General features: G+C 44.4%; 15 protein-coding genes. 5 read left to right on the top strand and 10 right to left on the bottom strand.

Annotation, left to right across the window (positions count from 1 at the left end):
* Positions 1–46: 46 nt before the first annotated feature.
* From nspC to NKT06_RS14455, 5 genes are all read right to left on the bottom strand, one after another.
* On the bottom strand, positions 47–1174 hold the full coding sequence (gene nspC / locus NKT06_RS14475; RefSeq protein WP_253435520.1) for a carboxynorspermidine decarboxylase: 1128 nt from the start codon (positions 1172–1174) through the stop codon (positions 47–49).
* A 1-nt stretch (position 1175) separates the two neighbouring features.
* Complete coding sequence (locus tag NKT06_RS14470) at positions 1176–2414, bottom strand: saccharopine dehydrogenase family protein (RefSeq protein WP_215078946.1); 1239 nt, start codon at positions 2412–2414, stop codon at positions 1176–1178.
* A 553-nt stretch (positions 2415–2967) separates the two neighbouring features.
* Entirely contained in the window at positions 2968–3138 is a 171-nt protein-coding gene (locus NKT06_RS14465) for a hypothetical protein (protein WP_253435516.1), read from the bottom strand.
* 226 nt (positions 3139–3364) lie between these two features.
* Positions 3365–4624 carry a cytochrome P450 family protein gene (locus NKT06_RS14460; RefSeq protein ID WP_253435512.1) on the bottom strand — a complete coding sequence of 420 codons (1260 nt, stop codon included), beginning with the start codon at positions 4622–4624 and terminating at the stop codon, positions 3365–3367.
* 217 nt (positions 4625–4841) lie between these two features.
* Positions 4842–5735, bottom strand: coding sequence for a TetR/AcrR family transcriptional regulator (locus NKT06_RS14455; RefSeq protein ID WP_253435509.1), 894 nt, complete (start codon positions 5733–5735; stop codon positions 4842–4844).
* Between the two features lie 236 nt (positions 5736–5971).
* On the opposite strand from NKT06_RS14455, the gene NKT06_RS14450 reads away from it, so the two are divergent.
* Both NKT06_RS14450 and NKT06_RS14445 read left to right on the top strand, forming a co-directional pair.
* Positions 5972–6619 carry a TetR/AcrR family transcriptional regulator gene (locus NKT06_RS14450; protein ID WP_253435506.1) on the top strand — a complete coding sequence of 216 codons (648 nt, stop codon included), beginning with the start codon at positions 5972–5974 and terminating at the stop codon, positions 6617–6619.
* Positions 6620–6639: 20 nt separating this feature from the next.
* On the top strand, positions 6640–8964 hold the full coding sequence (locus tag NKT06_RS14445) for an MMPL family transporter (protein WP_253435503.1): 2325 nt from the start codon (positions 6640–6642) through the stop codon (positions 8962–8964).
* Positions 8965–9071: 107 nt separating this feature from the next.
* On the opposite strand, the gene NKT06_RS14440 is transcribed toward NKT06_RS14445, so the two are convergent.
* From NKT06_RS14440 to NKT06_RS14425, 4 genes are all read right to left on the bottom strand, one after another.
* A complete protein-coding gene (locus tag NKT06_RS14440; RefSeq protein WP_253435500.1) occupies positions 9072–9827 on the bottom strand; it encodes a gamma-glutamyl-gamma-aminobutyrate hydrolase family protein in 756 nt (251 codons plus the stop codon).
* A 246-nt stretch (positions 9828–10073) separates the two neighbouring features.
* Entirely contained in the window at positions 10074–12059 is a 1986-nt protein-coding gene (locus NKT06_RS14435) for a methyl-accepting chemotaxis protein (protein WP_253435497.1), read from the bottom strand.
* A 243-nt stretch (positions 12060–12302) separates the two neighbouring features.
* On the bottom strand, positions 12303–13829 hold the full coding sequence (locus NKT06_RS14430) for a response regulator transcription factor (RefSeq protein WP_253435493.1): 1527 nt from the start codon (positions 13827–13829) through the stop codon (positions 12303–12305).
* 63 nt (positions 13830–13892) lie between these two features.
* Positions 13893–15656 (bottom strand): sensor histidine kinase, encoded by a 1764-nt coding sequence (locus tag NKT06_RS14425; protein ID WP_253435489.1) that lies wholly within the window; start codon positions 15654–15656, stop codon positions 13893–13895.
* Positions 15657–15862: 206 nt separating this feature from the next.
* Here NKT06_RS14425 and NKT06_RS14420 point away from each other — a divergent pair, with 206 nt between their 5' ends.
* From NKT06_RS14420 to NKT06_RS14410, 3 genes are all read left to right on the top strand, one after another.
* Complete coding sequence (locus NKT06_RS14420; RefSeq protein WP_253435486.1) at positions 15863–17176, top strand: ABC transporter substrate-binding protein; 1314 nt, start codon at positions 15863–15865, stop codon at positions 17174–17176.
* Positions 17177–17244: 68 nt separating this feature from the next.
* A complete protein-coding gene (locus NKT06_RS14415) occupies positions 17245–18117 on the top strand; it encodes a carbohydrate ABC transporter permease (RefSeq protein WP_253435483.1) in 873 nt (290 codons plus the stop codon).
* 1 nt (position 18118) lies between these two features.
* Positions 18119–18949, top strand: a complete 831-nt coding sequence (locus tag NKT06_RS14410; RefSeq protein ID WP_017688542.1) for a carbohydrate ABC transporter permease — start codon at positions 18119–18121, stop codon at positions 18947–18949.
* 191 nt (positions 18950–19140) lie between these two features.
* Here NKT06_RS14410 and helD read toward each other — a convergent pair whose 3' ends face one another.
* Entirely contained in the window at positions 19141–21552 is a 2412-nt protein-coding gene (helD, locus tag NKT06_RS14405; RefSeq protein ID WP_253435479.1) for an RNA polymerase recycling motor HelD, read from the bottom strand.
* Positions 21553–21936: the final 384 nt, after the last annotated feature.

Raw genomic sequence — 21936 nt, 5'->3', positions numbered from 1 at the left:
TTCCCTTCGTTGTATTTATATTCAATGCTTACTATATAATGAAGTATTATGCCAGCCTCATTTTGAAATCCTGATATCCAAATTCGCGAACAACTTCGCAATCGCCGTCTTTTCTTTTGACTGCAATCGCTGGAAGTGGCATGCCGTTGAACGTGTTGGTTTTCACCATGGAGTAAATCGCCATGTCCTCGAATACCAGACGGTCACCTTCTTGCAAAGGCTGATCGAATGAATAATCCCCAATCACGTCCCCAGACAGACAGGTTTGTCCACCTAGGCGATACAGATGGGCTTTCTCGCCCACTTCGCCCGAACCGATCAGCGGCGGACGATATGGCATTTCCAGCACATCCGGCATATGGCATGTAGCTGAAGTATCCAGAATGGCGATGTCCATACCGTTTTTATGGAAGTCCAGCACAGAAGTCACCAGATAACCGGCGTTCAGCGCAACAGCTTCTCCCGGCTCCAGATATACTTCCAGGCCATAATCATTCTGCATACGCTTGATGCAAGCTTCCAACCTTGGAATATCATAATCTTCACGTGTGATATGGTGTCCACCACCGAAGTTGATCCATTCCATTTGTGGCAGCCATTGTCCGAACTTTTCAACAACTGCGTTCAGCGTAGTCTCCAGATCATCGGAATTTTGCTGACACAGCGTGTGGAAGTGCAGTCCGGAGACACCTTCCAACAGATCTGCTTGGAAATCCTCTTGTTTCGCGCCAAAACGCGAACCCGGAGAACACGGATCATAGATCTCGTGCCCTTCTTGGGTAGAGCATTCAGGATTGACGCGCAAGCCGACCTTACGGCCAGCCTTCAGCGCCTTATCCTTGAATTTGGCAAGCTGTGAAAAAGAATTAAAAATAATATGGTCGCAGATGGAGATAATCTCGTCGATCTCTTCTGCGCGGTATGCCGGAGCAAAGACATGGTTCTCTTTGCCCATTTCCTCGTGGCCCAGGCGTGCTTCATACAGACCGCTCGCCGTAGCACCGCTCAGGTATTCTCCAATCAGCGGATACATCGCAGTCATGGAGAATGCTTTTTGAGCCAGCACGATTTTGGCACCTGTACGCTGCATAACACCGTTCAGGATTTTCAGATTTTTCTCGATAAGCCCCTCGTCAACAACAAAACATGGCGTCGGTAATTGCTCGAACCGCATTTTAACGAACAAGCTCCGATTCTTTAACTTCTTCTGGCAGCTCGTCAACGAGTACCGGGTTGAAGTCTTCTACCCATGGGAGACCCCATTTGTTCAACTCTTCCATGAATGGATCCGGGTTGAACTCTTCTACATTGAATACGCCTGGTTTGTTCCATTTGCCTGTCATGACCATTGCTGCACCAATCATAGCTGGAACGCCTGTTGTGTACGAGATCGCTTGGGAACCCACTTCTTTGTAGCACTCTTGGTGATCACAGATATTGTAAACATAATATGTTTTGTCTTGACCATCTTTTTTACCTTTGAAAATACAACCGATGTTTGTTTTACCTACAGTGCGTGGTCCAAGGGACGCTGGATCAGGCAATACTGCTTTCAAGAATTGCAATGGAATAATTTGTTTACCTTCATATTCAATAGGCTCGATTGAAGTCATGCCTACATTTTCAAGAGCTTTCAAGTGAGTCAGGTAGCTTTGACCAAATGTCATGAAGAAACGGATACGTTTCAGACCTGGCATGTTTTTTGCCAAAGATTCCAGTTCCTCATGGTACAACAGGTACATGTCTTTCTCGCCAACTTCTTTGAAGTCGTAGACACGTTTGATTTCCATCGGTTTCGTTTCGATCCATTCACCGTTTTCCCAGTATCTTCCGTTCGCAGAAACTTCGCGAATGTTGATCTCAGGGTTAAAGTTGGTTGCGAAAGGATAGCCGTGGTCGCCGCCATTGCAGTCCAAAATGTCGATGTACTCAATTTCGTCGAAGTAATGCTTCAGGGCATAAGCGGAGAATACGCCAGTTACACCCGGGTCAAATCCACTTCCGAGCAAAGCAGTGATGCCTGCTTGTTCAAAACGCTCTTTGTAATCCCATTGCCAGCTGTATTCAAACTTCGCTGTATCATGTGGCTCATAGTTAGCTGTGTCCATGTAATTTGTTTTCGTTGCAAGGCAAGCATCCATGATTGTCAAATCCTGATACGGCAAAGCAAGGTTCATAACGATATCCGGTTTAACTTCGTTGATCAGAGCGATCAGTTCGTCAACATTGTCAGCATCAACTTGTGCTGTTGTAATTTTTGTTTTTCCGCCGTCCAGCTTGGCTTTGAGTTCATCACATTTGGATTTTGTACGACTCGCGATGCAGATTTCCTCAAAAACTTCGCTGTTTTGAACGCATTTGTGTACTGCCACGGAAGCAACGCCGCCGGCGCCGATGATTAGTGCTTTTCCCATTTTACATTCTCCTATCCCAATATGTATTTTTTTTAATTGGTTTAATTTGTTTGATACAGTAACGACAACAAGACAACAAAAAAAGCAAGGTGAAAAATGCCCGCAATCGCGCATCATCACACTTGCTTATCGATATACATCATAAAAAAGACGTGAAGTCTCCATGACCAAAAAAGTTCACAAGAACTCCTTTGGCGGAAAGCTCCTTCATGTATATCAATATTGGATCAGAGTCTATATAGCAAATAATTCGCCTTTACCACTCTTATTGACCGTTTCACAAGTTGATGTGCAATTGCACTGGTTGTAAAGTAACCAACTTATAAAATTTGAGCTTTGAACTCAATCAATAAAGCAACGTAAGTTGCCAATCGGCGTTTGACCCGGCTGTCCGTATGGCCTTAACTTCCTGGTGAAGTGGTCAAAATTATCTGCTGGAAAGCTCTAATTCATATTGATAAATCAACTTCCCAAAATCACAGGTCTTACACTATCAGACGTTGAAAAAAAAATCAAGCAATAATTAAAAATTAATTTTTTGTCCGAACGAGGACTAAGAATGAAATTGATATCCTTCGAATACTTTTAAGCCTTCTGCGCCCAGTAATTCCCCCACTACTTCAGGCTTTTGAGGACTTTTCTCAAATACTTCTTCACAGGCGATCATAATGTTGCTGCCAGCAATTTCCGCTAATTGATCATGGGCCGAATGGTTCGTTACCATCTTTGCGGGCTTGCAGAGCAATCTCAATGGCTTTATGCATGAAAAATTCATCTTTATTCATAAGGTTTACCTCCACCACAAAAATTATGTACCCAACTTTATCCTTCACATTTAGCATTGTACAATTCCTTGGCATGCTTCTTGTTCATTCCATTCTATCATCATCACAAATAAAGAGTATGACGAAAATTCGTCATACTCCATTGAGTCAACCTAAGTTCATCTATTAAAATTTAACAGGCAATGATGCCAATCCTTGTGATGACAAAGCGGAGTGCCAATGAATCTCTTCCTGGGGAACACTGAGCTGAAGATCCGGCAGTCGACGTAAAAGCGTAGTAAACGCCACGTCTCCCTCCACACGAGCAAGTGGAGCGCCAAGACACATATGGATGCCGTGTCCAAAGGCCAAATGCCGTTTTATTTTGCGTTCAATATCCAACTCTTCGGGGTCATTGAACTGCTGCTCATCCCGATTCGCTGATTTCAACAGAGGAATCACAACATCTCCCTTTTGAATCAATTGTCCATCCAGTTCCGTGTCCTGCGTTGCATAACGGGGACCTGAAGAAGTGGCGGGTCCGTTATATCGTAGCAACTCCTCCACCGCAGAAGGAACCAGATTCAGATCTTGTTTAAGTTGTTTCAGTTGTTCGGGATGGGTCAGAAGAAGATAAGAGCCAGTTGCAATCAGATTGGAAGTTGTCTCATGTCCAGCAAATATTAATAATGTGATCATGGATATTAATTCATCCTCATTCAGTCGATCCCCCTCCTCCTCAATCGCAATTAATTGACTGATGAGGTCATCTGAAGGTTCTACTCGTTTGTTCGCCACAAGCTGAGCGGTATACTCTGCGAATGATCGCAAATGTTGCGCTACTGCAGGGTCCTGTTTACCAAAACCAAGACCTTTTGCAATGGCTTCAGACCATACATGGATCTGAGGTCGATCTTCCTGTGGTATACCCAGCATCTCGGAAATAACGTTGATTGGAAATGGATAGGCATAGTCTTTTACAAGATCCATCTCTCCTTTCCCTTCAAATTGATCAATTAATTCATCGGCAATTTCCTGGACACGCGGACGCAGGCTTTCCATATATCTTGGAGTGAATGCTTTGGACACTAAGCTTCTCAATCTTCGATGATCCGGTTCATCCACAAAGAGCATCGACTTTCCGGTAAAAAAAGTTTGAGGTTCCGACGAACCAAGCTCGCCTGAGAGATTCTTTCGAATATCATTGCCATGATCAATCGAGTTCATATCGACCGTAAATCGAGCATGATCTTTCAACACTTCCATGGCGACGTCCATCCGAGTTACTATCCAGGTTTGCCCTTCACCACCCATCGGATTAGGAATAGGGACAACGGAGCCTTTGGCACGCATCTGTGCAAACATGGCAAATGGATCTTTACTATTTTCTTCGCTAAATAAACTAAATTCTACTTTTTCTGAGGTCTGGTTATTCGAGTTAGTCATATACATCTTCCTTTCGAAGTGAAGTTATTCAAATCTATGGAAATATATGTTCATTTCGATTATATACCACTCGTATATTTAATTTCAAATTTCATAGATATAACGTCAATAAACGACTGTTATAACAATATTTTATTCATATACGTATAGTATAATATTGATAATTATAAGCATAAAAAAGTATAAAAAAAGAGGTCAGCTATTAGCCAACCCCATATTAATTACGTTGTTTCACCAGTTCCAAATACCACCAACAGGCTTCGGTCACTCTATTGGCTTCGGATTGAAATGCACTGGACTTGTACTCTTTGTGAAACGCTTGAAGTACCACTTCGATTACAGGAATATTTATATCCTCTTTATCTTGTAATAACGCCAAAAGCCCCTTCGAAAGTTGCTTCAATGAAGCAGACTCCTTGGATTTTTGAACACGATTGTTGAACTCATCAAAATCTTCCAATAGATTATCGAGGTCCAGACCCTTATCATGGTTACGCTCATCCGCATTCAGGAAATAGAGTGACTGAAAATCGAAAATATGTTCATTTCTCTGGTGCATTGTTCTTAGGATCACTTCAATGTACGTTAGTACTTTTGGAACCAATTCGCTCCATACCGGTTTTTGCGTATTTAAACTTCTTGATGTGTTGGCAATCTGATGTAATATGCCGTAGCACAATATTGCCCCTTCGTTGGCATATAAGCTAATGTCGTTCCCATACACCTGAACCAAGCGTGTAGACAGCCATTTTAGGTGAACTGTAGCCAGTTTGGCTGAGTTAATCTCCCCTGAATAAAAGCCAGTCCAATATAATTCCCATACTCGCTCTTTATTAGGTACGGACATAGGAATCGCAATCTGGTCTACGAGCAGGTCATAATCCGATGTATAGTGATTTTGTTCAAGTTCTTTGCGAATGAAAACATCCTCTTGCATGCGCTGATCAATAATCGAATATAAACAATCTTCTTTTGAACTGAAGAATTTGTAGAATGTGCCTTTGGATACACCTGATTGATCCAGGATCATCTGGATTGTTGTATTTGCATAGCTATGCTCTAAAAATAGTGCAAGTGCTGTTTCCAATAAACTTTGTTTACGACTACTCATATCTCGTTATCGCCCCAAGTTTTTTTATTGATTATAACATTCAATTCCTCAGGAGTTGAAGCATTGATTCACAGAATAGCCGTCATATAAAATAATTGCACAATGAGTAAATTTGCACAATGGGCAACTTGTTGTTATGATAAACCTCACAAAGTGCATATTGAGTAAGTGTGCTCTTCTTAAAAAGAATTAAACCATAGTCATGGTGTGGGAGGTGAACGCATAAGCGGAGAATAATGATCAAACGAAACTTGCGACATTTGAAGAAAGAAGCAACTGAAAAAGCGCTTGCTGGTGCTGCATATGAACTTACCCTTGAGCATGGGCTTGATGGCTTTACGGTTGAAGATATCGTGCATCAGGTGGGTTGTTCACGTAGAACATTTGCAAACTACTTCACATGTAAAGAGGAAGCCGTAGCAAGAGGTGCAATATCCGTTCAGAATACAACGGAACTCGAAGAGTTACTTACCGAAATGCCTGAACATGCCTCCTTGCTTGACGTACTGTATAACCTGATCAAGATGCAACTTACAACAGAACTAATTGGAAGGCTTCATCAGCTACTCACGCTATCCCAAACCTATCCCGTGCTTGAACCGCATTACCTTGGAGCCATGCACCGGATGCAGACGCAGGCACAAGATACCTTATTAGACTTATCCAACGGGAAGTATGACGAGATCTATACTTATCTTCTGATTAACGCACTATATGGAACGATACTGCCATTAATTGATGGAAGACTCAATGTGTTGCTACCGGGACAAGTCGTGACTGAAGATACCCAGCCCGGTGCTATGACCTTCGATCAATTTTTGGAAACGACGTTTAGTCATTTGCGGGCAGGATTCGAACATGCCAACCATCCACATTCATCATAGAGGGAGTGTAAAATAGATAAATGTCTACATTATTATACAGAGTGGGGAAAACCGCTTTTAGCAAACCTGCAACCTTCATCATTGGCTGGGTATTAATTCTGGGAATTGTCATCTCCATGATCAGTATCAATGGTATTCACATCAGTTCTGAAATGAAGATTGAAGGCACAGAGTCGCAGAAGGTTCTAGATCAATTAGCAAAAGAATTGCCAGCCGCCTCCGGCGGTCAAGGAAGTGTTGTGTTCAAGGCACCGGACAACGAGCGTTTGGATACGCCTGAACGTTTGGCTGCCATAATGAAAGGTGTTAATGAAGTTTACGCATTAGACAAAGTCCTTAACCCTGCGGATTATGCAGCTGAAGCGAGTAATTCAGGGGCTTCTGCTGAGATGGCTCAGAATGCTCAGTCTGCGGGTGCGGCTCAATCCGCAACAACCACGCCTCCTCCCTATGGACCTTTGATGGTGGATGGTGTTCCTGTACCTGGTATGCTGATCTCTTCGGACGGCAGTATCGCACTGTTTCAGTTCCAATTTACAATCGAGCAGTCTGCCATAACGCAGGATATATTTGATTCCGTTATTCAATCCGTTATGACGGTAGAGAAAGGAACCAACATTACGGTCTTGCCTGGCGAAACGCTCAAAGCGGTATCGATTGGGGTCGGCTCCGCAGAGATTGTTGGACTGGTCATTGCTGTAATTGTATTGCTGATCACACTCGGCTCCGTCGTTGCAGCAGGTCTGCCTCTGATCACCGCACTACTGGGTGTTGCGATCGGAGTAGGTGGAGCATTCTCAATCTCCAAATTCATCGAAATGCCAAGTGTCACTTCCGTTCTGGCTCTCATGGTTGGATTGGCTGTTGGAATCGATTACGCTCTCTTCATTGTTAATCGCCAACGTCGAATGATCATTGATCAAGGCTTGAGCGCAAAAGAAGCAACAGCCAGAGCCATTGGTACATCGGGCAGCGCAGTATTTTTTGCCGGGTTAACCGTCATTATTGCACTATGCGGTATGCTCGTCATTGGTCTCACATTCTTGTCTACGATGGCTTTGGTTGCAGCAGCCACCGTACTCATCAACGTATTCGTTGCTTTAACCCTGTTGCCGGCTTTACTGGGATTGGTAGGAGAACGCATCTGTTCCGCCAAAGCTCGTGAGAAAAGCAAGAAACATCCTAAAGCCGCTAGTCACGGAGTTGCGGATAGATGGGTGAAATTCATTATCAAGAATCGTTGGGCTACCATTATCGCCATCATCGTCATTCTTGGTTTTGCCGCGACGCCGATTACCAAAATGGAAATGGGTATCCCCGGCGCTTCCTCAGCGAATCTGGATACAACCGCAAGACAAAGCTATGATGCCATCTCCGAAGGCTTCGGAGAAGGATTCAACGGGCCCCTTATTCTGGTCGCAGAGCCTAATCAATCTTCCGCAAAAGTTACACCGGAACTCTTGGGCGGTCTGATGATGGAACTTCAAGGTCAGAATAACGTTGCACAAGTCACACCGCTTGGTATGACAGAAGATTTAGCTATTTTCAGTCTCATTCCAAAAACGGGTCCTAACGATAATCTCACTAAAACACTAGTCACTGATCTACGCGCGACTGATTCCAGCATCGCACAGACCTATGATGTGAAACTTGGAGTTACTGGACTTACAGCTGTAAACATCGATATGTCAGCCAAATTGGCGCAGGTATTCCCTATTTATGTAGGCATCATAATCCTGCTCTCACTGATCATCCTGTTACTCGTATTCCGTTCAATCATCGTTCCCATCAAAGCAACGATTGGCTTCCTGCTTAGTATCCTGGCTACATTCGGGATCACGACTGCTGTATTCCAATGGGGCTGGCTGCATTCCCTCTTTGGTTTCGATACTGGCGGCCCGCTATTGAGCTTCATGCCGATCATTGTGACAGGTATCCTGTATGGCCTCGCGATGGACTATCAAGTCTTCCTTGTTAGCTCCATGCGGGAATCCTATGTTCATGGTCATCGCGGGACCGAATCCGTCGTTCATGGGTACAATCAGGTAAGTCGCGTGGTTGTTGCCGCAGCAGTGATTATGGTCTCTGTATTTGCAGGATTTATATTCACCGATGATGTCATGATCAAGCAGATTGGTTTCACCTTGGCGGTAGGCATTCTGATTGATGCTTTCATCATTCGAATGGGATTGGTCCCAGCCATCATGGCTATTTTCGGAGATAAAGCTTGGGCCCTTCCGAAATGGCTGGATCGCATTCTGCCAAACCTGGATGTTGAAGGCGAGAAGCTGATTGCTTCCCTTCATGCTGAAGAGCATGCCAACACGAAGTCTGGATTAAAATAATCATTCCACTCGTAAAGGTAAAACCAGGATTACTCATCACAACTACATTCACCAATACAAAGACCTCCTCTGTTTTTTAAACAGGAGGTCTTTTTTTCTGCTCCAAATTATGCAGTGATATCTTCAATATGGACATTATAGCGCGGGGATTGAGAAGCATTAACAAACGCCGCAAATAACTTTTGACTAGAGTCATCTACTTTGTAGCTGTACTCTGGATGCCACTGCACAGCCAAAACAAATGAACGGTTCGGCATGACCACGGATTCGACGAGTCCATCTTCAGCGACTGCCACCGCCGTTAATTTATCCGATAACATCTTGATCCCCTGATGGTGATAGCTGTTTACTTTTATCGTATCGGTTTGCAAAATATCAGAGAGCAGATTATTTTCCTCAATATGTACATCATGTACAAGATTCGTATACGGCGGACTTTGCTGATGATTAACGATCTTGTTCCCATGAAGTTGAAGGCTAGTCGGAATATCTTGATACAACGTACCACCCAAAATAACGTTAAATAGCTGTAGTCCACGGCATATGCCAAAGGCAGGTTTATCAAGCTCAATTACCTTTTGTAATAATACCGACTCCATCCTATCGCGTTCAATACATAACTCTCCACAGGTGACCTCTGCATGCTCATGATACAGCTCAGGATTGAGATCATGTCCCCCGGTGAACAGGAACCCATCGAACTCATTAGCCAATGTTCCTATAATCTCAGTATCTGTTGTCAAAGGCAGCATAATCGGAATCCCACCTGCTCCCTCTATTGCGTTCATATAATCCGGAAGCATCCAGTAACTTTTTTTGTCAGTATCATATAAAGGCAGTACACCGATCATGGGCTTTTTCATGGCTTTACCTCCCAGCTTTTCATTCATTTTATCAGATCTCTTCATATATAAATTCACTGAATTATTGCATTATCCTACCTCTATTGTCTGCGAACCCGTTTCATCCGGAATGCTAGAAAGGATATGTTGAGGATGAGTGATCACATTCTTACTCCTCTCTCTCTAAGCTAAGCGCACAAAAAGACGCTCCCTTTGGGGAACGCCTTTTGCTTAACACGTTTCGTTTCACGCTTACTTACCTCTACTCTAGAGCTTAAACCGGCGAACCAGTGCTTGCATATTCTCAGCTGTTTTGGATAGCTGTGCAGAAGATGCGGATATCTCCTCCATTGCCGCCATTTGCTCTTGGGCTGCTGCTGAAGTTGTCTGAGCGCTATCAGCCGACACTTTAGAGATATGACTCATCGCGGCAACGGTAGCCGAGACTTCTTCCGTACTGGCTGACAACTGTTCGGAGACAGCGGATATCTCCTGAATTTGATCCACGATATGAGTTGTATATTGCTCAATGTTGGATATGGTTGCAGAAGCTTCTTGGCTGATCCGCATTCCCTCACCAACTTGATTGCGAACTTTATCATTCATAAGGGATGTCGATTTGGCAATCAGATCGAGCATTTTGCTAATGGTAGCGCCAATGTTATCCGCACTTTGTTTGGAGTGCATGGATAACGTGCGCACCTCACCAGCAACAACAGCAAAACCTTTACCGTGTTCTCCTGCTCTTGATGCTTCAATAGAGGCATTCAGTGACAGAAGGTTGGTTTGCCGAGAGATATCCGCAATCGCTTCATTCATTCGATTGGCTTCGGCCGACAGACTGGACAGCTCATTAATCAATGCCGAGGTTTCTTCAACAGCTCCCAGAATATGTTCCATTTGTTCTCCCACCTGGTTAATGGTTTTCCCACCATTAGCAACAGCGCGCTCCGTCTCTTCAGCCGAATCAACGATGGCACTCGCAGATTCTGCAATTGTACTGATGCCTCTCGCCATCTCTTCTACGGCATTCGCGGTTTGTTCCGAATTTTCCGCCCCAACGATAGCTGACTCTGCAGTCTGTTGCATGGTTACAGCCACATGTTGTACCGATTGGGTAGTTTGTTCTGTACTCTCCTGAATCATCTGGGAAGAGTGACTTAACAACGATGACGTCTGATGAAGTTCGGCAACCACCGATTGAAGGGAACTGGTCATTTGGTCAAAATCATTGGCCAATATGCCAAATTCATTTTCAGTTTTAAGATTAACCCGTTCGGACAGATTCCCTTCGCTTACGCTGCGAGTGGCCTTTCGCAGTTTTTGCATAGGTACAATAAAAGACCTCAGAATAAAGAAAATAATAACTCCGGCAATCAATACAGATACAGCAATGACGGTTAGACTCGATAACATGATGGGTTTCGCTGCGGCGATGAAGTCTTCATGGCCCATCAAAGCAATGACATTCCAACCGGTCAAAGCATTAACACCGTTATATACCTCCAGATCATACGCCAGATCCGTTCTAACAAATTGGGAGAATGCCATCGGTTCATCGGAACTTGAAGCCGTATTTGGATGAACTGGAATTCCTTCGATGAGCGCTCCACCGAGTTCTCCTCCCCCACCTTTTACAATGGCACCGGACCAAGCCGCGATTGTTCGATTGGCGTCAACCACAATCAGGCTCCCATTACCTCCCACATCCACTTCAGATATTTCTTTTGCTAATTGCTCCAGATCAAGTTTAATACTTGCTACACCATGTTGATTTGAAAGAGCTTTTGAAATTTCTACATAAATCTTCCCGGATACCGGATCTTTCATAATGCTCGAAAAGTAGAGTGATCCATTGTTACTTATACCATTGGTATACCATTCTGCGCTGCGTGGATCATATGTTGCATCCTCTACTGCTGGAGATAATATGAAATCACCTTGGTCGTTACCCACAGTTATGGCAAGAATATCAGGATATGTATCAGCTAATTGGTCAATTCCTACTTGTACCGCTTCGGTATTCGCCTGACTGGGAAGGGAACCATACATACTGTCTATATAACTCAATAATTCTGCTTTTTCCCCTACCAGATTGTTAATATGCTGTCCTGTCATCGTTAAAATTGTATTGATGGGATCTGTCATTTTTTGTTGCACCTGATCTTTGGCACTATGATACGAGAAATAACCGATAAGTGCAGTTGGGATAATAAGCACCGCAAGGAAAGCTGCAATGAGTCTAGTACTCATTAATCGTAAACTGGCTCCTCCTTTCTTATAAAATGACCTTTTTTTCTTTTCTTTTTCCAAAGTGAATCTTCCTCTCTGTATTCATTTTTAGTAGAATCAACCGGCAAGTAAACGCAAAAAAACCCATATATGTACACACCCAAAGAAACTTTGAGCATGTATATACATAGGTATTGCCTGAATGAATTCAGTAACAAGCCGTATTTGTTTCGTATTATAGCATAAATAAAAAGGGTTTGTTAGCTATGATTGGTTCTTTATACCAGGCATCTGTTGTTTATATTCCGTAGGACTTAGCCCCGTATACTCTTTGAACACCTTCGAGAAATAGTGCTGATCGCTAAACGATAGCAAATCGGATACTTCCTTAAACTTCATGTCCGGTTGGCTTTCCATCAGTCTGCAGGCTTCCTGAATGCGAAGCTGGGTGTAATACTGAACAAATGTAATTTGTGTTGCATGTTTGATTACTCTGCTGACATATGACGGGCTGACGTGAAACTTCATGGCAATGTCGTTCATCGACAATGGAGAGTACTTATTAAGTTTTACGTAATCGTCAATCTGTTCGAATAGGATTGCCTTGCTTTTGCGAACGTGGGATTGCAGCATATCGAAACACTGTCCCGTCCATTCCGTTAGTTCCCGGCAAAAATCGGCATAGGACTGTGCCTGGACGAATTGTTTTGCCCGAAGCTCCAACCCCAATCTCATGCCCGAACCCTGTTCCTCGTACAGATGAGCAAACGTATCTACGATCAATCCAATAAACCGCTCCACCTCGGTCATATGTACATTATCCTCTGCCCATCGATTCAACAATTCAGATAGCTTAAGAGCAAACCGTTCTTTCTGCCTGGCCTGTATCATCTGTACAAAAACAGATTCCAGCACCGGATCCAGACAGCCTGACTCGGATCTGGCCATCGACACCGGATTCCCGGTATCCAACACTATTCCTTGTTTCAACCGTTGCTGCTCAGACATAATGGACGACATGCGGTGATAGAGCTCAGGCAGATTACCAGACTCAGCGAATAGGAGTTGTCCTCCAATGATTGCATCGATGTCATGCGCAACCAAATGCCGTCGCAACGCTTCAATACATTCATGTACGGAAGAGTACACCTCAAGTGCACTTTTGTTGACAAAAGCGATAAATTGATATGGGGTTTGACTGGTGTACACACGACAAGAATAGAATGTAAAAAAATTCTGCACTATAGCCTCAAGCTCCACCTGCACCCATCGTTCATGCCCTGCGGTGAAGGGTTGTTTACTCATAATAATCATCATCTGGCTGAATAAGGGCGGAAAATCCTCCCCTTGTTTCAGCGCAGTCTCACATTGGGGATGAATGATTTCCTGCAAATCCAGCAGTTCCTTGGACATCTGTTGATCAAGTTGGTCAATGACCCGGCCCATGACTTCTTCAAGCGCCTCTCGTTCGACAGGTTTTAGCAAATAGTCAAACACTTGCAGGTTCAATGCTTTTCTTGTGTATTCAAAATCGCTGTACCCGCTAATTAGAATGACCTTCAGATCCGGGTTGGCAAGCTTGGCTTGCTCAATCAGGGACAGTCCATCCATTTTTGGCATTCGAATATCCGTCAACAACAGATCAATTGATGACTGCTTTATCGCCGCCAAAGCCTCCTCTCCATTCGTTGCCGTAGCCGCTACACGAATCGGGAAGCTCAGCGTTTCCAAGAGCATTTTAATATTACGTAATATCGGTTTGCTATCCTCTACGATCATCGCATTATACATCGCCTATGCCTCCTAGTTATGTCGTGTCTCACATCTGCTTCCTTCGGAGTTTTCAGACACGCCCTAGTAAAAATCCTTCGTCAGTGAGCCGATGATTTGAATCGTTGCTCCATGTTGCTCTTCCGCATGATTGTTAAATATATTAATAAAGAGCCGGTTGTTATACATTAGTTTGAGTCGATTGACACTGTTGATAATCCCCATATTACCAAGGGCTGTGGCACGATCGGCCGTCTGGTTCATTCCGGAGCCCGATGCCTGAATATTGGCTATAATCTCCTGGATCTTCTCCGGTGGAAACCCCTCTCCGTTATCCTTGATCTCCAAAGCCCATAGTCCGTTATATTGCTTCACGGTAATCCGGATATGCCAGGGCGGCGCGGTGTTGGCAAAGGCATGTTCAATGCAGTTTTCCACAAACGGCTGAATGACCAACCGTGGTAACCGGATTTCGTTCGCCAGCTCGTCAGCAGAGATTTCCCATTCTAGATCCTCCTCGTACTTTTGTTGTACAAGGGACAGGTAATGTCTCGTATGTTGAAGTTCCTCAGCCAAAGTCACATGCGCGTATGGTGAAGAGACAATATAACGCAGACTGTCCGAGAGATGTTTACACATATCAGATACAACTTTGGTCTTGCCCTCTTGGGCGGCAATACTGATCAGGTATAGAACATTATGAATAAAATGAGGTGCAATCTGGGCTTGCAGCGCTGAATTACGCGCCTTTACTTCTTCATGAAGCGCCGATTTTTCCCGGTCAATCGATTGCTGCAGCCTCTGCATCAGATCCTGAAAGGCTTCATTCAGCAACAATAGATCGTTATTTTTCGGCGTTTCATCCACTTTCAGATTCATATTGCTGTAGTTCATGCGCCAGATCTGGCTGCGTAGCTTGCGGATAGGCAGCAGCAGGTTACGCGTCGACAGGAAGATATACACGAACGAAACCAGCATCAGTGCTGTAATCAGCAGAATGGACATCGTCTGAACCGAATGGATCGAGCCTAGAACAGATTTTTTGGGCGTTATGATATACGTGATCCAACCTGTACTGGGTGAAGTGGAATGCGTGATATAATTGTCGTCTTTGTCGACATCTAATCCCTCGTCTAATGCAGGCTTCGTCCAATTGGCAAATGTCACACCCGCTTCCGTGCCTGTCATCTGCTCTCCTTGTTCATTCAGAATATAGACATCCCCTGCTGTAATGCCTTCCGTAAGGTTCTGTATATAAGCCTGTTCCATCTGAATGCTAAGATAACCGTACACCTTGCCATTCTGATCATTGATCGTACGAACAAAGGAAATGGTATCGGCTTGGCGCAGCAGAACAAAACCACTCTCTGTCCAATCTCGTCCGACTTGACTACTCTCCATCATGGTGTTCAGGATGGCGGGCGGATTACCCGAACCCAGATACGACGTCAGGAGAACGCCGTGATTGTCATAGATGGACATGTCCTTGATATTCATGCTCGGCCCGATGGCCTGGAACATGATGTCTTTAATGATCCGAATCTGTTTCAGTCTTTCATAATTACTATGTGCTGAGGAGCTCTTGTCCATGGCCGCAAAAATATTTTTGCTGGATAATATTCGCTGCGACATCTGGTTCTGCTGCTCCACGTAGAGATCCACTTGCTCTCTTACCTTCGTAGCGGTCACGAGCGCATCCTGCTCCGTTTTCAATTTGAGCGGGCGGACAACGATCACATTCACATAAACGATAAAACAGCCCAGCACAAACAAAAGCAGAGCCAGAAACGTCAAAAACACCTTCGTCTGCAAACTGAATTGAGTGGTTTTATGTATGAACTTCGCCATTATTAGAGATGCCCTCCTGTTCTGACATGATGTGAAATCCCTTACATTGATGTCTACTCTATCACGGTACTCCATGAAATGATAGCGATTTCAAGTTCAGGATTTTACACATCAACGTTCAAGCACAGACATGTACCGGGGAGAGAAAAGAATCTATAATCGGACTTGTAAACGGATTCACTACACGTTTTAGAGGGGGATTTGCATTGAAAACAATAAAAAGAAAAAAGGCGATTTCCATTATTCTGGCCAGTTTATTATCCATCTCATTAACCGCTTGTGGTTCAGGGGATACGGATTCAGGTACAGCTGCTGGCGGGGACAGCAAGAGTGGCAAAGTCACATTGGAGCTGGCGATCTCCAAAAGTTCTCAGGACTCTGCCTTCATCCAGCAGGACATTCTCGATGCATTTGAAAAACAAACGAACATTCGCGTCAATTTGCAGCTGATTCCAGCAGAACAAACGACGACAGTACTGCAAACCAAACTGGCTGTAGATGAAACGCCTGATATCATTCAATACAATCTGGCGAGTGCTGTCACGGATCTGAACCTTGAACGTAACTTCGAGATTCTGGACAACGAGCCTTGGGCAAGCAGAATTGTGAACAAGGACGTCCTCTCTTCCGGTGGTCATCTCTACAGCTTCCATGTCAGTCAGGATACAGGGATGCAAGGGGTTGTTTACAACAAACAAATCTTTGAAGAACTCGGGTTGTCGATCCCAACGAACTACGAAGAATTCCTGGCCATCTGTGAAAAAATCAAAGCCAGTGGCATTACACCTGTATTCATGCCTTACAAAGATGCCTGGGCTGCCAACATCTGGCCCGCTGCAGCTTTTGCCGATTTTGTAGCCAAAAATGATCCGACGTTTTTTGATGAGTTGAACAGTAACAAGAAAAAATGGTCCGATATTCCGGAATTCAAAACATTTCTGGAACAACAGTATGAAGTGTACACCAAGGGATACACCAACACTGATGTACTTAGCGACAGCTATGACATGGCAGTAGGTAAATTCCTGAACAAGGAAGTAGCCATGATGTTTATGGGCGATTGGTTAATTGAAGGCGTGGCCGAGCAAGATCCAAATATGGAACTGGGTGTATTCCCGATTCCATCGTCGGATAATGCCAGTCTGGGTGCAAGTCCACTCGGCGGACAACTGTTCATTCCGAAGAAATCCAAACATTTGGATGAAGCGAAGCAGTTTTTGGACTATATCGCTTCCAAAGATGTCGCACAACAGATCGTGGATTCCAAAGGATACGTATCCAATTTCAGTGACGTTACTACACCGGAACTGCCGGCATACAAACAGGATATTGTAGACAATTACATTACGCCGAAGAAAACCGTGCTAACAACGGATGCATACATGCTGGTTGATCGCAGTGAATTGTACCGATTGTTGCAGGATCAATTCGCTGGTGGATTGTCACCAGAAGAAGTGCTGAAATCCTGGGATGAGAAGTTCAGTCAGCTGATGCAGGATAAAGGCGTAGAAGGTTTCTAAAGAGTGAAATATAAGGCAGCATAACAGGATCGAACGTTATGCTGCCTAGCTATAACGGAGTGTGAGACATGAAAAGAACTAAAAATCTGTACTCGTATTACATGATATTTCCCGCACTGATTATCTACTCCATCTTTTTCGTTGTGCCTGCTCTTGCCGCTTTCTATTATTCATTCACAGATTGGCGGTTGGACCGGCTGGAGTTGAAGTTCATCGGGTGGGATAATTTCGATAAGATTTTCTCAGACAAAACGTTGATTTTGGCACTGAAAAACACGGCGATTTTTGCGATTGTCACTGTCGTCGGCAAGAATGTCATCGGCCTATTACTGGCCGTTGGACTTAACATGCGATTAAGAACAAAGAACCTCCTGCGTGCGATCTTCTACTCCCCTTCCATTCTCAGCATACTCGTGATCAGCATTCTGTTCACTCCCATGTTGCGTACCGAAGGTACCATCAACAATTTGTTGGAATCTGTAGGATTACATTCGTTAAGCCAAGCTTGGCTAACCAACCCATCGATTGTAATCTGGACGATTGCCATCGTCTCCATCTGGCAGAGCGCCGGGTTCCAGATGGCCATCTATCTGGCTGGCCTGCAGTCCATTTCCCAGGAGTATTACGAAGCCGCCAAGATCGATGGCGCAAGTTCGTGGAGAAGTTTTTTCAAAATCACACTGCCACTCTTGCTGCCCGCCATTAACATTAACCTGATGCTGACATTGATCGGTGGACTCAAAGTATTCTCCGAAGTATATGTCATGACTGGTGGAGGCCCGGGTAACGCTTCCCAGGTCGTAGGCACGATCATTCTGCGGTCTTTCGGCGAAGGCAACTGGGGACTTGGAACGGCGGTCAACACCCTTCTGTTCGTGGTCGTTACTATTATCGCTATACCGCTATTGATCTTCATGCGGCGTAAGGAGGTTACGGAATAACATGGGCTATACACGCAAACTCGCCATCCGCAACTATATCGTGGAAGGTTTCCTGATTCTGGCCTCTCTTATCGTTCTGTTACCGCTTGTCATTCTGATCTTTGGTTCATTCAAAACCAGCGCCGAAGTGCTCAGCTTCTCCCTGAGTTTCCCGGAAACATGGCAGTTCTCGAACTATGTTCGTGTCTTCCAAGAAGGCGGTCTGTCGCGAGCATTCTTCAACAGTATTTTGATTACTGGCGTATCTTCCATCATTAATATTGTTGCTTCTTCGGCAGCGGCATTCATTCTGGCACGTAGGGAAACCAAACTATCCGGCACCATCTACATGTATTTCTTCATGGGACTGATTGCGCCAATGTCGATTATCACGACCATACGGGTTGTACAGGGATTGGGGTTCTACGGCAGCATCACGAGCGTTATCCTGATCTATGCCGCGTTAAATACAGCCTTCAGCGTATTCTTGTACAGTGGATTCATCAAAACCATTCCACGAGCACTGGACGAAGTGGCCTTTCTGGAAGGAGCAAGTGTGTTCGGCGTGTTCTTCCGCATTGTCACACCGCTCATCCTGCCCGTTAACGCAACGGTAGCGATCATGGTGTTCATGTCCGTATGGAATGACATCACGATTCCCGTGTACTTCCTGACAGACAGTTCCACATGGACGATGCCACTATCGATCTACAATTTCTACGGCAAATATAGCCGGGACTGGAATCTGATCTTTGCCAATCTCGTGCTCACTTCGCTGCCTGTATTCATCCTGTATCTATTCGGGCAAAAATATATTGTCAGCGGCCTTACTGCCGGTGCAGTTAAAGGTTAAACCTTATATTCTCGCAGAACTCTGATGCATTTAGAGGAATCCGAGGGAATTCTTAAGCATTTTAAAAATGCTTAAAGATAGACGTAAAGACCCACCTTAATTGGTGGGTCTTTTCTTTGTATGTTCTGCAATAAGATCAGATCTGCAATACCTTTTTACAACAACGTTTAACGCCTTCACGATTATTATTTTCAATAGGTGTCATACAGATTCGCAGGTAACGCCTGCACAAACGGTGACCACTTGTTCGTTGTATAGAGATGAAGTCGGTGCATGGCCCGTGTACAGGCCGTATATAGAAGTTTACGATCATATTCCTGGCTGTAAGCTTCTGGTGAAGCATCATAGACCAGGACAGCATCGAACTCGACACCTTTCGCGAGGTACACAGGAATAACCATGATTCCTTTTTCAAAAATCTGTGTATCCTTCGTTATGAGTTGTAACCCTTCGCCTCCTTGACTTTGTAACCTTTCATGGGCTTCCCGGCTTTCAGCCGCGGTCTTCGTTATTACAGCGATGGAATCGAACCCCTCTGCCTTAAGCGAAGTGATGTCTGCCAGAATCTGCGCACCACGCTGCTTCTCGTCCTTCAATTTTTTTAAAAGAGGCTTCTGATCTCTCCTTTCAAACGGTCTAATCTCTTCTCCCCCTGGTAACATCTGTCTCGTGAATTCAACAATCTCTTGGGTTGAACGATAACTGCGTACCAGACGGATCAACGTGGTTTCAGCTTCTCCATAAAGGTGGATCAATGGCGAGTTGGATGCTGCTAACTCCGTAGCCTGCATAAAGATTGCCTGCCCGAAATCCCCCAGTACGGTCATGCGAGCACGAGGAAACAGTTTCTTGAGATATTCGTATTGAAACGCCGAATAATCCTGACCTTCATCCACGAAGACATAACGAATCTCTCTATTCGTCCGAACGCCCTCGATCAATTCTTTTACGTATAGGTAAGGAGTAGCATCCTCATGGAAAAGCTTGTTCTGGAGGATCATCTCCTTGGTTTGTTTGCATATCTCAGCCCAATGCTGCGGGGGGATTGCCCCATTCGTTCGTTCCCGATAAGCGTCTTCATCTGCAAATAGTTGTTCATATATACCTTTCACATCCACGAACTGGAATTTCCGCACACTCTTCCTTAAAGGTTTAAACATGTCTTTCACCAGTTTCTGACGAAGCAATTCCTCTTCCCGCACTGCAAAGTTAAATGCACCCTCATCTTGCTCTGCGCTGTTATTACCGTTATCCCGTGCTGCATACTTTTCCGCGACATCGAACACAGGCTTTTCTTTGTGCAACATCCCGAAAGCTTCCACATATTCATCGGTGTCCAGATAATTCAACTCCTCCTGAACCCAGTCGGTTTCACGTTCCAGACGTTCCAGCGTAACGAGTTCTCTCAGCAGCCATTCCTGCACAAGAAGAATTCGGTTGGACAGTGTCAGATTTTGATCCAAACTGTAAAACTGGGTCTTGATTCGGTCTGCAGTGATGAACTCACGTTCCCGAAATCGAATCCCATTGAACAGCATCCCCTCTCCTCCCAACCACTTACCGTAGTTTTGGAGCACTTGAAGGAATGTCTCCGAAGCTTTATACTTGATCGCCTCCATACGAGCTTCATATCCTGGATCTCCCTGGGCTGTCAGCACATATTCAATCTGATCAAAGGCATCCTCTGGTCGTAAGGAGGAATCCAGCCAATAATTCAGATATTCCTGAAAAGTGGTCTGCTGCATGTTCTCTTCGCCAAGTTCCGGGAGTACGGTGGAGGTATAACTGGTAAACATCGGATTCGGCGAGAAAAGTACAATCTGATCTGCTTTGACAGTCTGCCGGTGTTTGTATAACAAGTAAGCCACTCGCTGTAAAGCAGCGGACGTCTTGCCACTGCCAGCTGCTCCCTGAACGATGAGCATTCGGCTTCGGTCATCACGGATAATGGCATTTTGTTCCTTCTGGATGGTTGCTACAATGCTTTTCATTTGTGAGTCTGCACCCTTGGCGAGTACTTGCTGCAACAATTCGTCACCAATCGTCTCATTTGAGTCAAACATGCTAAGAAGCTGCCCGTGTTGGATCTGGTATTGACGCTTGAGCTCCATCTTACCCTCGATTTGTCCTGAAGGAGTGTCATAACTTGCTGGCCCGGGAGAGTGATCATAGTACAAACTAGCAATTGGCGTACGCCAGTCATAGATTAGAAAGCTCAATCCATCTTCATCCATGAAGGAAGATACACCGATGTAGATCTGTTCGGTAAATGTCATGCCTTTTTCCTTATAATCAAAGCGACCAAAATACGGTGTTGGAAGCAATCTCTTTGTATTTTTCCATTGTTGCGTTAGCAGCTTGTGCCCTCGCTCCCTCTCGGCCAACACTCTGGATTGCTGATTAATGGTATAGAATGCATCTTCAAAATCCGTGTACGAACCCGTGTTAATCGTCACTTCTTCCCAAAACCGTTTACGAATTTCGGCAGCCTGTTCATGCAGTCCTTCAACCTTCGGTTCTAGCTCGTCGAGTCTTGCCTGAAGCTTGCTCCTTACCTGCACTAATCTTTCCTCTTCCAACTTCCATTCAACGGTTTTATTCATGAATGAGTCCACTCCCTTTTCCATTTATTAGGACCAAAAAAAGAGCATTGACAAATCGGAATGTCGGATGTAAAATTAAATTAGGATAAATAATGATTCACCCTTTGTACATAATCAAAATGTCAATTGCGCTATAGATTATATCATGGCGTTTTTTCTAGTTCAATCTTTTTTCACTGTCTGAGTTGGAATTCAATAATAATTGATCATGCATAAGGTGTCCCTTGAGTTATAGGGGGCATCTTTTTTTATGTCCTCTATCTAACGGATTCAAGGATTGTGATAGGATTAGGCAAAAGTTTGATAGAAATGTGGTACACGCTGGTTCATTCGTTATGACATAATAATGTGTAAATAGGTCACCATACAGGTGGCAATAATAAA

The organism is Paenibacillus sp. 1781tsa1 (assembly GCF_024159265.1).
GTDB lineage: Bacteria > Bacillota > Bacilli > Paenibacillales > Paenibacillaceae > Paenibacillus.
The sequence above is the reverse complement of the archived record's forward strand: the minus strand, read 5'-3'. Positions and strand labels throughout refer to the sequence as shown.

Coding starts and splice junctions, on each gene's coding strand:
- NKT06_RS14430 (WP_253435493.1), bottom strand. CDS start 13,829: ATGTATAATGCGATGATCGTAGAGGATAGCAAACCGATATTACGTAAT.
- NKT06_RS14445 (WP_253435503.1), top strand. CDS start 6,640: ATGTCTACATTATTATACAGAGTGGGGAAAACCGCTTTTAGCAAACCT.
- NKT06_RS14415 (WP_253435483.1), top strand. CDS start 17,245: ATGAAAAGAACTAAAAATCTGTACTCGTATTACATGATATTTCCCGCA.
- NKT06_RS14450 (WP_253435506.1), top strand. CDS start 5,972: ATGATCAAACGAAACTTGCGACATTTGAAGAAAGAAGCAACTGAAAAA.
- NKT06_RS14460 (WP_253435512.1), bottom strand. CDS start 4,624: ATGACTAACTCGAATAACCAGACCTCAGAAAAAGTAGAATTTAGTTTA.
- NKT06_RS14470 (WP_215078946.1), bottom strand. CDS start 2,414: ATGGGAAAAGCACTAATCATCGGCGCCGGCGGCGTTGCTTCCGTGGCA.
- helD (WP_253435479.1), bottom strand. CDS start 21,552: ATGAATAAAACCGTTGAATGGAAGTTGGAAGAGGAAAGATTAGTGCAG.
- NKT06_RS14465 (WP_253435516.1), bottom strand. CDS start 3,138: ATGGTAACGAACCATTCGGCCCATGATCAATTAGCGGAAATTGCTGGC.
- NKT06_RS14440 (WP_253435500.1), bottom strand. CDS start 9,827: ATGAAAAAGCCCATGATCGGTGTACTGCCTTTATATGATACTGACAAA.
- nspC (WP_253435520.1), bottom strand. CDS start 1,174: ATGCGGTTCGAGCAATTACCGACGCCATGTTTTGTTGTTGACGAGGGG.
- NKT06_RS14425 (WP_253435489.1), bottom strand. CDS start 15,656: ATGGCGAAGTTCATACATAAAACCACTCAATTCAGTTTGCAGACGAAG.
- NKT06_RS14435 (WP_253435497.1), bottom strand. CDS start 12,059: ATGAGTACTAGACTCATTGCAGCTTTCCTTGCGGTGCTTATTATCCCA.
- NKT06_RS14410 (WP_017688542.1), top strand. CDS start 18,119: ATGGGCTATACACGCAAACTCGCCATCCGCAACTATATCGTGGAAGGT.
- NKT06_RS14455 (WP_253435509.1), bottom strand. CDS start 5,735: ATGAGTAGTCGTAAACAAAGTTTATTGGAAACAGCACTTGCACTATTT.